Below are 11,793 nucleotides of genomic sequence, written 5' to 3' on the forward strand. Positions count from 1 at the left end.
TTCGCGGCTGCCTTGAAAGAGCTACGGCCCGAATCCTTTTTGGGTTCGGGCCGTGGCTTTTTCTCCTGCTGATTCTGAGTAAAGCATAAATGGGGTTAATTGCATGCAAAGTTTCTGAAGGAGGTGGGGTTACGAAAGGGTGGTGGACTTTGGTAACTAAGGACGAGGGACGAGGGACGAAGGACGAAGGGCGAAGGAAAAGAGCAGTTCTCTTCTTGCTGTGGAGCGATCCCAGCCTGGCCGTAAAAACGAATACGCGGCGAGGGTAGGCGCCCGAACTGGTAATGGCTCAGTTTGAAAAACATCCCGCAGGGGCTAAAGCCCATAGACTTTTATCAGCCGGATTTTCGGCACGACTCAAGTCGTGCCCTGTTACAAAACAATTCAAACTGAGGCGGATTTTCGGCACGACCAGAGCAGTTCTCTTCTTGCTGTGGAGCGACCCCACCCTAGCCGCAAAAACAAATGCGCGGTGAGGGTGGGGCACCCGAACTTTATATCTTCGGGAGAGATGCTTTAAGTCCCCGTCTTTACTGCACTGGTCGCGCTTTACCGTCTTTTACGCTCTCGTCGATGATGGAGCGCATCTGCTTGTCCGCTTCGCCAGCCATGCGGCCCATCTCACCGCCCAACTTGCCCTGCGCCGCACCGATTTGTGACATCTTCGCAGCTATCCGGCTGTACGCCTCGGCATCGATCTTGTACTGCACATTCCTGGACACGGTATTGGCCTCGTCGTCGCCGAATTTCTTGCTGACTTCGGCCATCTTCTCCGACAATTCCGCCAGCTTCTGCTGGTCAATCGCGTTGATCTTCGGCATTTCGAGGCTGACCATCTTATTGATCAGCTCCGATAGCTTCTTGTCGAAGTCAGGCTGCGTGGCCTGAAGCTGCGCCATCTGCCGTTTCAGGTCATCGAGCTGCTTTTGATCGATGGGCGCAATCTTCGGTACTTGCATCTTTGCCATCTGCGCGCTCAAATCGGCCATCTGCTTTTGAAACTCCGGCTCGCGGGCGCGCATTTCGGCCGTCTGCCGTTCGAGTTCCGCCTGGTTGAAGCCGGACGCAGCCAACTCACGGTCAACGTCTGCCTTCTCAAGCACTGCATCTTCTCTATGTTGCTTGCTAAGAGCCTTCATCTGTTCGCCAAGCTGGTCCATAGGCAGGTAAATGTCGTGGATGCGTGCTATCACCGCCGGATCTTCCACGATGTACTCCTTACCGTCGCGCTTGAACCAGAAGAAGTCGCCATGCGCCTGCTGGCGAGCCTTTTCGAAAGATTTGTCGCTGTCGTTGCCGGTGAACCGTTCATGCTGCCCGTTCTTTGTGATTACGGCGTAGGAATCGCCTTTGTCCTGGCCGGAACCTGACTGGCTGGAACCATAGGCATAGGAATAACCGCGCCCGTAGGAGGTAGTATCCACGTTCGCATACGAGCTGGTGGCGACGTGTACATCCGGATGAATCGCTCCGACGAATACCTTCACGTCCGGATGAATGGCGCCGACGGAAACACTGACGTCCGGGGAAACGAGCAAAGCCGGAACTGGAGGAATCGTCACTACAACCGGAGTCGGAGTCGGAGTCGGAACAGGAGCGGGAACTGGAACCGCGATCGGCGCAATATCCGGCGTTGCCGGAGCAGGCGGAATCGTAATCGCCGTATCATCCGGGTGCGAGACGCCGGTGGTAGTGGTTGCCTGCGCGTTTTGTGGGGCGCTGGCCGGCGCCTGTGCGGGCGCGGTCTGCTGTGCCGGATTGGTTTGTTGCGCCGCCGGAGCCTGCTGCGCCTTGGCTTCCACGCGCACAAGAGCAGTGGCGGCGAAGACAGCCAGTGGAGCGAGAATTATTGCGGCCAGGATACGCGACCGTCCACCGGCAAAGGCCTGCCGGAAGCGGGTCTCGTTCAACAGCCATTCAATGCGTTCGGTAATGCGTTCTTTGCGTGCCATAGCGACCCCAAGTGTAGTTTCAAAATGGTTGGTGTGGGGCCGGCTCGCAAACTCCAGCAGGATTTGCGCGTAGCTGGTACGGCTGGCAGCTTGAGCCACGGCGGCATGGTCGCTGATGGCCTCGCTCAGATTAGAAAGCTTGCGTTTGAGCCACCAGCCGAGCGGACTGAACCAGAAGATAGCTGCGTACAGACCGGCTGCGAATTGCAGGTAAAAATCGCGCTGGCGCACATGCGAGCTTTCATGCGCAAGCACGATACCGAGCTTGTCCGAATCCCATTCGGCGTAATCGGCGGGCAATAAAACGCCCGATCCGATTGTGACAGGAGACGTAATCTCGCTGTGCACACGAACAGGGATGCTTGTCTCAGCCAACTGAATGGGCCAGGCAGATTTCCAAAGGCGCATTGCAGCGATCAGGCCATAGAAAAGCCGCCCCAGCAGCGCTATTGCCACTACAAGATAAAAAGCCCATGTGGCATCCGCGGCCGCCGTCAGAATCGGAGAGATCTTCCGTGTGGCATAAGCCGCAATCGCGCGTGGCGGATACTGCGGCCCAAGCGGACCGGTAAGTTCCTGCGGAGTGGAAGTGCGTTCGACTGCCGGAATAGAAGCAGTTTCAGCAGAAACAGTTAGAGCCGAAGCAGATACAACAGGAGCCGGCTCCTCATACGAGGGCGCGGAAGCCTCACGCATCTGATTCGCCCCCGGAACCCTAACAGGCGCCGCAGCCTTCGCCTCGGCGTGCGCGTTGAACGAACTGAAGGATTCGAGCCATGCTTTCGATTTCGTCACAACTTTGGAGCCCACTGTGGATGCGCCAGGAGGCCATGCGGGAAGCCAGTTCTGTTGCGCAAGCCACGGGGAAAGCCATGGGGAAGTTAACGGCATGAGCATTGCGCCGGCCAGCACCAGCGTCCAGGCAGCCTTTTGCGCCACCACATGACGCAGGCGCAGGACCGTAATTCCGCCCGCCACGGCAAGCGCCGCAGCCAGGCCACGGAGAGCCGCGGCGGCCACTGGAACCACTGCTGAGGAAACAAAGGCGATCATTGCTTCTCCTCCTTCTGTACGGGCTTTCTGGCTGGGTCGGATTGATTCTGGGCCTCGGCAATGCGCCGGGCCAGCCGCGCAAGTTCGCCGCGGTCAAGAACCTTCTGGTCCACCAGACCGACCAGCAGCGCCTCCACCGAGCCCTCGCAGAACCAGTCCACGATTCGCTTGGCCGCACGCGCCGCAACGCGCTGGCGAGACTCCGCAGGACGGTAAATAAAGGTGCGGTTCTCCAACGAGTGCGCCACATAGCCTTTTTCTTCCAGCCGCCGCAGAACGGTGCGGATCGTTGAATCCTTGAGCGGGCGTGCAAGCTCTTCGCGGGCCTGCTCGGCAGAGACTGTGCCCAGCCGCCAGACAATGGAGAGCAGTTCGCGCTCCAGTTCGCCGAGATCACTCGGATCGTGAACGGGCGGATTATGAGGGGACGGAATGTTACGCGTCATAGTGTTACTGACAGTAACATACAAAGAAGGTGAGCGCGCAAGAATTTTTTTATGGCGCTGAATCAGGGCTAAAACGGATTCGTGACCTGCGCGCCCCCGCACGATAGTTCAGCCCGGCGCGCGCGCATCTGAGCTCCAGAGGGGGAAGCGGGTCGCCGTTAGCGATAGTGTTCCACAAAACAGAAGACGCTCGTGAGCCATGCAAACGCTTTTGGCCGATCCCGGTAGATCATAATGAGGCAAAATGGTATCAGTGGGGATGGAGCGTTATTCATAATGGTGGTAACGTTACACCTATGTGTTAAAAAGATCGTCAAACAAGAGTCACTTGGAATCAACCGGGTCGTTGCTAACGATCAGGCTCTTACAATGGTTATCAGTTCAGTGGGGCAAGGCAGGGAATGAGCGAAAGCGCAATTGTGCTGGGACTGGATGGTGGCGGAACGCGGACGCGTGCGTCCGTTTCTCACGAAGGTCGCATTCTGGCCTTTGCGGAAAATGGCTCCATCAAGCGGCTGCGCGTGGGTGCAGCTGTGGCAGAAGAGAACCTGCGCGAGCTGCTGGCAGAGCTTTACAAGCAGGCCGGCGTAACCCAGCTTGCAGCGGCCTGCGCGGGAGTGGCTTCCTCCAAGATGCCTGGCGTCCAGGAGTGGATCCAGGCCGTCTTCACCGATTTCAAGATCACCGGCTCGGAGATCGTAGGCGACGAGGTCATTGCGCTCGACGCAGCCTTCAAGGGCGGTCCTGGGATTTTGCAGATTGCCGGCACAGGCTCCAATTGCATTGGCCGCGCGCCGGACGGAGGATGGGAGAGCTGTGGCGGATGGAGTTCGCGTCTCGGCGATGAAGGCTCAGGCTACTGGATTGGCCTGCACGCCGTGCGCCGCGCGCTGCGCGCATACGATCACGAGGAGCCGACGCGGATTCTCGACGTCGTGAGCACCCTCTGGGACGCAAAGGATATAGATGAACTGATCAATATCGGCGACGCCACGCCGGGGCCGGACTTTGCCACCCTCGCACCGCATATCAGCCAGCTTGCCGAGGAAGGCGATGCCGTGGCCATTGGCGTGCTGAAACAAGCCGCGGCAGATCTGGTGGAATCGGTGCTGCTGGTCCGCGCCAAGCTGCGGCGCAAGCACAATCTCAGCCAGGAAGTCCCCGCCGCATGGATCGGCAGCATCGTCGGCAAGTCGCGCCTTGTCCGGGAAGGCTTCTTCGCCGGTCTGCACGCAGCAGCTCCAGAGATGCCAGTGCTCGACTACGAAATCAACGGCATTGACGGTGCCGTATGGCGCGCCGAACGGCTGGCCGACGTATTATTGCAAACCAACGCATAAATTTCAAGCCGGAACGAGACTTTTCAGCCATGTTTTGTGTCTCCATCTGTAGAATTTAACGGAGGAGTGTGTCTTATGCCTGACTTGGCGCTTCTTGCGAAACCCCTTCGTCTCTCCGCTCTCTTCGCAACGGTTCTGGCATCTGCTCTTACAGCCCAGACGCCGCAACAGCCGCAAGCCCCTGCTCCCGATCCGGCCAGTATCGCCGCGCAGCCCGCGCCCTCGCTGACCATCACCAGCCGTGAGGTTCTGCTCGATGTGGTCGTCACAGACCAGAATCATCATCCCGTAACCGGGCTCACCAGGGCTGATTTCACCATTACCGAGGAGAAGCAGCCGCAGCTCCTTCGGCATATAGAAGAGCACGCCACCTTGAGCGCAGCCGATGTGTCAAAACTGAAAGCCGCGCCGCCTCTGCCGCCCAATACCTTCACCAATTTCGCCCCGGTGGTCAACAGCAACGCCTACACGGTGATCCTGCTGGACGCGCTCAACACGCCCATCGACGCGCAGATGCAACTGCGCGCGCAGCTGATCTCCTACCTCAAGCACATGGAGCCTGGAACGCCGATCGCCATCTTCCAACTCGATACCGAGATGCGTCTGATCCAGGGCTTCTCCACCGATCCCAAGGTGCTGCTGGCAGCGGCAGATAGCAAGCGCGACATGCCCTCGCTGCAGAAGCCGGCCCCCGGCAACCACTATTACAACGTCGTCTCAAAGAACCAGATTCTGGGCCAGGGGATGCAATCCATCGGGCGCTATCTGGCCGGTTTCCCAGGGCGCAAGAACCTGGTCTGGTTCACGGGCTCCGTTCCCCAATGGGCAACTGGCTCACCCACGCTGGAAGAGGTGGAGCGTCGTGTCGGCAATCCCTTCAAGGACAGTTTCAATGTCTTTGACGACCAAATGGCCGGGTTGACCGACGCAATGAGCCTGAGCCGCGTCGCGGTCTATCCCATTGATGCGCGTGGCCTGCAGACACTGCCCAACTTCGATGCCTCTCGCCGCCGGCCGGTCAGCAGCATGGGCTTCTACAACAATCAGGCCTTTGGCCACATGGAACTGGATCAGGTTGCCAATGCCACCGGCGGCAAGGCTTACTACAACACCAACGGCCTCAAGGAAACGCTGGCCGAAATCGTCAACAACGGCTCCAATTACTACACGCTGGCCTATTCCACCACCAACCAGACGTGGGACGGCAAGTTCCGCCACATCCAGATCACGGTCAACCGCCCCGGCGTAAAGCTGCAGTACCGGCCCGGATACTATGCTTTGGATCGCACGCAATTCGAACAGCGGCAGCTTGCCTCGCTTCAGAAGCGCATGGCGGCCGGGCAGCAGCCGGCCCAGTCACCGCCACAGGCGTCCCAGGATGCCCCTGTTGTAGACGAAAACGGTGCGACGATCAAGAGGCCTAACGGCGGCTTTGAAGCAGTCATGGCGCTTGGCGCTGTTCCGCCCACGGAAATTGTCTTTACAGCCAGTGTGGACATTGATAACAGCGTGGTGAAGCTGAGCAAGAGCGACACGTTGCCGAAGGACAATTACCTCAAGCCGGAATACAAAGACAAGCCATTCCACACCTTCAACCTCGACATCCACACCGATCCGAGATCGCTGAGCATTACGCAGTCGCCGGACGGCAAGCGGCATGCCTCTCTGCTATTTGTGACCGCGCTCTACACCGCGGACGGCGAAATGATCAACTCCATCCAGAGTACGACCACGTTTGATATGACAGACGCGGCTTACCGCAAGCTGCTGAAAGACGGCCTGCCCGTCAAGCAACAGATTGCCGTGCCTGTGAAAGGGAATTACTTCCTGCGCGTAGGCATTCACGACCTCAGCAGCGATCGCGTAGGCGCAGTCGAGATTCCCGTCGACCAGGTGCATCCGAACGTAGTGCCGCAAGCCCTGGCGTCCCGCTAGGCGACTGTTTTCAGAAAGTCAGTTCGACTACCAAGCCGGGTGCCCATGTCCCTGTAGTTGGGGCGCGGGCTTTAGCACCTGCGGGGATAGCAACTCCAATCTCTAAACTATTCTGCCCGCATGAATCGCTTGCACCAGCCTACCCGCCGCATCCACAGCGACGAGGTTGGCAGGCTGCCCAACAGCAACCGAACCGGCCCGATCACTGAATCCGGTCATCGCAGCAGGATTCGCGCCCAGGAGCCGCAAGCCATTCTCCACCGTCGCACCGGTAAATTCGATAAAGTTCTTCAGCGCGCGATCCAGCGTAAGCACGCTGCCTGCAAGCACGCCGTTCGCCATCGCCTTGCCATTCGCCACCTGAACGGGAAATCCGCCCAGCATGTACTGGCCATCGGGCATTCCAGCGGCAGCCATTCCGTCGGTAATCAGAATTGCGCGCTCTGCGCCCTTGGCTTTCCACCACAGCCGCACCAACTCCGGCGCAGTATGAATGCCATCGCAGATCAGCTCGGCAAAAAGATCGTCTCTCGTCAGCACGACTCCCAGTATGCCCGGCTCGCGATGGTCCAGCGGGCGCATGGCATTGAAGGTATGCGTGGCGCTGGTGGCTCCGGCAGCCAGCACCGGATCCGTCTCGGCAGCGGTAGCATTTGAGTGCCCAACGGATACGCGCACGCCTTTTGCCGTGGCATGAGCGGCAAGCTCGGCGGCTCCGGGCAGCTCCGGCGCCAGCGTCATCAGGCGCACGTGGCCTTCTGCTGCTTCAAACATCCGGTCAAAGACATCAATCTGTGGCGCAAGCAGCAGATCCGGCGGATGCACGCCGCGCTTGGCATGCGAGAGAAACGGTCCTTCGAGATGAATGCCGATGGGCCAGGTCGTGATTTGTTCCTGTGCGCCCTCCTGAGCCTTTTCGATCAGCTTCGCCAGCCCATTGAGCGACCGCAGGGTGGCATCGATCGGCGCGGTAACCGTGGTGGCCAGATACGCACCCACGCCGCGCTTCACGAGGAAATTTCCAATCGTGAGCAGCGCCTCCGGCGTAGCCTCCATCACGTCATGCCCGGCAGAACCGTGAATATGCACGTCAAAAAACGCAGGCCCCAGCGTCAGGCCGGGAAATGCATGCAGTTCGCCCGCTGGAATCGCAGCTTCCTTCCGGCTTGCAATGGAGGCGATCCGGCCATCTTCAACAACGATGACAGGCGATTCGACAACCTTGCGACCGTCCCAAAGCCGGTCTGCTGTAAATACAGAGCGCATAGCTGCCCATTATCGCAGGCGGCAGGACAATGTCTTCAACCAACAAGTTACATTTTTGTAACACCACAACCACTCCTGTTTTGCTACGGTGTTTGCATGAAGTCGAAGAGCCTTGTTGTGTTCGCTATTTCAGTTCTGTTGACGGGCGGTGCGGCTCTAATCGCGCAAAGCGCCACGCAGACGCCATCCCAGACAATCGATCTCCCCACCAGCAAGCAACTCATCGAAGACGTTCCAGGGCATCCGCAGAGGCTCAACAGCCTGCCGGTATCCATTGCCGTTTCGCCGGACAAGCGTTACGTAGTCACCCTCAATGACGGCTACGGCACATACGAGTCGCGCTATGACCAGTCGCTGGCCGTCTATGACACGCAAACCGGATCGGTGGCAGATTTTCCCGACGATCGCACACAGCTTCGCCTGCGGGCCGGCGGCAAGCAGACCCTCTATTCCGGCCTCGCATTCAGCCATGATGGACGGCATATCTATGCCAGCATGGGTTCATTATCCGATCCCAATGGCGAAAAACCGGGCGACACCGGCAATGGCGTGGCCGTGTATAGCTTCACCGCGGGCAAGATAGCGCAGGAGCGATTTATCCCACTGCCTCCGCAGCAGCTCGCCCCTGGTCGTAAAACGCGTGTCCTGGACGAGAAAGACGGCGACAAGAGCATTCCGTTTCCAGCGGCGATTGCGGTGATTGGGGACTCCAGCAGCGAGAAGATCCTGGTGGCAGGCAATCTCTCCGATGATGTGCTGCTGGTAGACGCAGCCAGCGGCAAGATCGAGCATCGCTTCGATCTTGCCGAGAGCGATGCCGTGCCCAGCGTCTACCCCATTGCCCTTGCGGCAACGCGAGACGGCAAGCATGCCTTTGTAGCGCTGTGGAATGCGTCAGAGATCGTCGAATTGGACCTGGCCAAGCTCACCGTGGAGCGCAAGCTCGCGCTGGACAAGCCTGAAAACCCAATAGCGCCAGGCTCACACCCCTGCGCGCTGGAGTTTTCTCCGGATGAACGTACACTCTATGTCGCGCTCGAAAACCGGGATAGTGTAGCTGCAGTCGATGTAAGCGCGCTGGTCGTGCGGGCTACCTTCGACACGCGGCTACCCCGTCAAACCTACTTTGGCGCGGAGCCTGTCGCTCTGGCGCTGAATGCCGCTGGAACGCGCCTCTACGTCGCGAACATGGCCGCGGATGCCGTCGCCGTTCTCGATACGACGAAGATCAAGCCGGCCGCAAAACCAAACTCCAAATTTCTCGCTCCCGCCATTCCGGCGGAAGGCTTCATTCCCACGGAGTGGCTCCCATTCTCGCTCGTCGGGAACAGCGGCAAGCTCTACATCGCCACCGGCAAAGGGCGCGGCACCGGCCCGAATAACATGCCGCAGCCAACTGTTCCGGGAACGAGTGACCGGCCTACGGCGAACCGCAGCACCTATATCGGCACGCTGCTCTATGGTTCTCTCGCTGTGGTGGATGAATCAGAGATCGCGGCTCACCTGTCGAACTGGACCGCCGCGGTCATCGAATCCAACCGCATGAAGGGCGCCGAAGAGAAGATCGCCTTTGCAGGTGCAGGCGGCGGAAGCCGCATCAAGCATGTGATCTACATCATCAAGGAGAACCGGACCTACGACCAGATCTTTGGCGATTTGAAATCCAACGGCAAGCCTGTAGGCAACGGCGACCCAAGCCTCACCATGTTCGGCGCGGATGTTACGCCGAATCTCCACAAGCTCGCGTTGCGGTTCGGCGTGCTCGACAACTTCTACGATTCAGGCGAGGTCTCAGGTGATGGGCATGTCTGGTCGAACGCCGCCATCGGCAGCGACTATCTTGAAAAAACCTGGCAGCAGAGCTATCGCAACACGCAGCGCACGTATGACTTTGAAGGCGTAGTGGCATATAACTATCCCATCCTGCAGAAAATTCCCGATGTGAATGAGCCAGCCAGCGGATATCTGTGGACCAACCTTGCCGCGCATCACAAAACGTATTACCACTTTGGCGAATACATCTCCACCGTCTTCTGCACAGACGCGCGATCGGAGCAGCTACCAGCCAATCCGCAGGAAGGCCCCATGCTGCGCGGCAGCGACTGCTCAAAGAAATCCATCGAGCCCGGCGAGCCAATACCTGAAGCGTGGGGCGGTGGCACGAACAAATGGCCGTGGGCCATTCCGCTCATCGCCACCAACACAGCCACCAAGCCGGAGCTGGTAGGCCACTATGCGCCAGAGGCTCCGGACTTCGATCTCATGGTGCCGGACCAAATTCGCGTGGATATCTTCATGCATCATCTCAAGGGCTGGATCGCGGACAAAGAGCAGGGCAAAGACACCATGCCGGAGTTCGTGATGCTGCGTCTCGGCAATGATCACACCGCAGGCACGCGCCCTGGAGGTCCCACGCCGAAATCCTCCGTCGCCGACAACGATCTTGCCGTCGGCCGCGCCGTCGAAGCCATTTCGCATTCAGCCTTCTGGGGCGATACGGCCTTCTTCGTTGTGGAGGATGACGCGCAAGCCGGGGCAGACCATGTCGATGCGCATCGTTCGATAGCGCTGGCCATTAGCAAATACGCGCCTCACGGCCCCGCAGATGCGCCGATTGTGGATAGCCGCTTCTACACCACCGTCAGCATGATCCGCACCATGGAACTGTTACTTGGCCTGCCGCCGATGAATAACAACGATGCCTTCGCATCGGTCTTTTCTCCGCTCTTTACCGGCGCAGGCGATCAGCCGGTATACGATGCCGACTACTCCAACCGCGACAACAATCTCATCTACACGGCGAATAAGAAGACCGCTCCCGGCGCGCAGGACAGCATGAAGATGGACTTTCGCCACGCCGACCACGCCGACACGCAGAAGCTCAATGTAATTCTCTGGAAGGACACCATGGGAGACAAACCTGTGCCGGCGATGCTCAAGGTGCGCGTCAAACGGACGACGAAGGATGATGACGACGATTAGGAATCTCGTTTGCGCTGAGCCGTGTCCCGCAGAGTAGACTTACGCCATGACAAAACGGATCGGCATTCATGTCGGCACCTCCGGCGGCGCATCGAACGCAGTTCTGCGCGCGGAAGAGGTCGGCGCAAACACCTTCCAGATCTTCTCCTCCAGCCCGCGCATGTGGCGCGCGCCCAAGATCAAGCCGGAAGAAGCCGCGCGCATGAAGGAGCTGCGCGCCAAGCACAACGTCAGCCCGCTCGTCATCCACACCAGCTACCTGGTCAATGTCTGCAGCCAGAACGAAGAGGTACGGCAGAAGAGCATAGACGGATTTCGCGGCGAGATTCAGCGCGCCCTAGACCTTGGCGCGGAGTATCTTGTCCTCCATCCCGGCTCCTGGAAAGGACTCACCCGAGACGAAGGCCTCAAGCTGGCCGGGGACTCCATCGAGAAAGCCATTGACGGCCTGCCCTGGCAGGGAACTCCCTTCAGCATCCTCATCGAAAACACCGCCGGCGCGGACTACTCCCTTGGCGCAAACTTTGAGCAGGTGTCGGAGCTGGTCACGCGCCTGCGCAACCACGCTCCCGTCGGTGTCTGCCTCGATACCTGCCACACCCACGTCTCCGGCTACGATATCGTCACGCCCGAAGGCTATGAAGAGACCATGAAACAGGCCGCATCCACCTTCGGATTCGACTCAGTCAAAGTCTGGCACTGCAACGACGCCAAAGCCGCCCGCGGATCAAAGCTCGACCGCCACGAGCACATCGGAAAGGGAACCATCGGCATAGAGCCATTCCGTCGTCTGCTCAACGACAAACGCTTCGCCCACGC

At 59.0% G+C, this 11,793-nt stretch carries 7 protein-coding genes; 4 read left to right on the top strand and 3 right to left on the bottom strand.

Annotation, left to right across the window (positions count from 1 at the left end):
- Window positions 1-530: 530 nt before the first annotated feature.
- Together ABSG47_RS17780 and ABSG47_RS17785 are read right to left on the bottom strand one after the other, a co-directional pair.
- Entirely contained in the window at window positions 531-3,005 is a 2,475-nt protein-coding gene (locus ABSG47_RS17780; protein WP_424171045.1) for a M56 family metallopeptidase, read from the bottom strand.
- On the bottom strand, window positions 3,002-3,451 hold the full coding sequence (locus tag ABSG47_RS17785) for a BlaI/MecI/CopY family transcriptional regulator (RefSeq protein WP_424171046.1): 450 nt from the start codon (window positions 3,449-3,451) through the stop codon (window positions 3,002-3,004). The genes ABSG47_RS17780 and ABSG47_RS17785 overlap by 4 nt, the downstream gene beginning before the upstream one ends.
- Window positions 3,452-3,852: 401 nt before the next feature.
- On the opposite strand from ABSG47_RS17785, the gene ABSG47_RS17790 reads away from it, so the two are divergent.
- Together ABSG47_RS17790 and ABSG47_RS17795 are read left to right on the top strand one after the other, a co-directional pair.
- Entirely contained in the window at window positions 3,853-4,791 is a 939-nt protein-coding gene (locus ABSG47_RS17790) for an N-acetylglucosamine kinase (protein WP_424171047.1), read from the top strand.
- A gap of 75 nt (window positions 4,792-4,866) precedes the next feature.
- Window positions 4,867-6,726 (top strand): VWA domain-containing protein, encoded by a 1,860-nt coding sequence (locus ABSG47_RS17795; RefSeq protein ID WP_424171048.1) that lies wholly within the window; start codon window positions 4,867-4,869, stop codon window positions 6,724-6,726.
- 102 nt (window positions 6,727-6,828) lie between these two features.
- Here the strand turns inward: ABSG47_RS17795 and nagA are convergent, their stop codons facing one another.
- Window positions 6,829-7,992, bottom strand: coding sequence for an N-acetylglucosamine-6-phosphate deacetylase (gene nagA, locus ABSG47_RS17800; RefSeq protein WP_424171049.1), 1,164 nt, complete (start codon window positions 7,990-7,992; stop codon window positions 6,829-6,831).
- Window positions 7,993-8,088: 96 nt separating this feature from the next.
- On the opposite strand from nagA, the gene ABSG47_RS17805 reads away from it, so the two are divergent.
- A complete protein-coding gene (locus ABSG47_RS17805; RefSeq protein ID WP_424171050.1) occupies window positions 8,089-10,974 on the top strand; it encodes a bifunctional YncE family protein/alkaline phosphatase family protein in 2,886 nt (961 codons plus the stop codon).
- Between the two features lie 46 nt (window positions 10,975-11,020).
- On the top strand, window positions 11,021-11,793 hold a 773-nt coding region (locus ABSG47_RS17810; RefSeq protein ID WP_424171051.1), incomplete at its 3' end, for a deoxyribonuclease IV.

The organism is Occallatibacter sp. (assembly GCF_049510455.1).
Classification (GTDB): Bacteria; Acidobacteriota; Terriglobia; order Terriglobales; family Acidobacteriaceae; genus Telmatobacter.

Coding starts and splice junctions, on each gene's coding strand:
- ABSG47_RS17795 (WP_424171048.1), top strand. CDS start 4,867: ATGCCTGACTTGGCGCTTCTTGCGAAACCCCTTCGTCTCTCCGCTCTC.
- ABSG47_RS17805 (WP_424171050.1), top strand. CDS start 8,089: ATGAAGTCGAAGAGCCTTGTTGTGTTCGCTATTTCAGTTCTGTTGACG.
- ABSG47_RS17785 (WP_424171046.1), bottom strand. CDS start 3,451: ATGACGCGTAACATTCCGTCCCCTCATAATCCGCCCGTTCACGATCCG.
- ABSG47_RS17790 (WP_424171047.1), top strand. CDS start 3,853: ATGAGCGAAAGCGCAATTGTGCTGGGACTGGATGGTGGCGGAACGCGG.
- nagA (WP_424171049.1), bottom strand. CDS start 7,992: ATGCGCTCTGTATTTACAGCAGACCGGCTTTGGGACGGTCGCAAGGTT.
- ABSG47_RS17780 (WP_424171045.1), bottom strand. CDS start 3,005: ATGATCGCCTTTGTTTCCTCAGCAGTGGTTCCAGTGGCCGCCGCGGCT.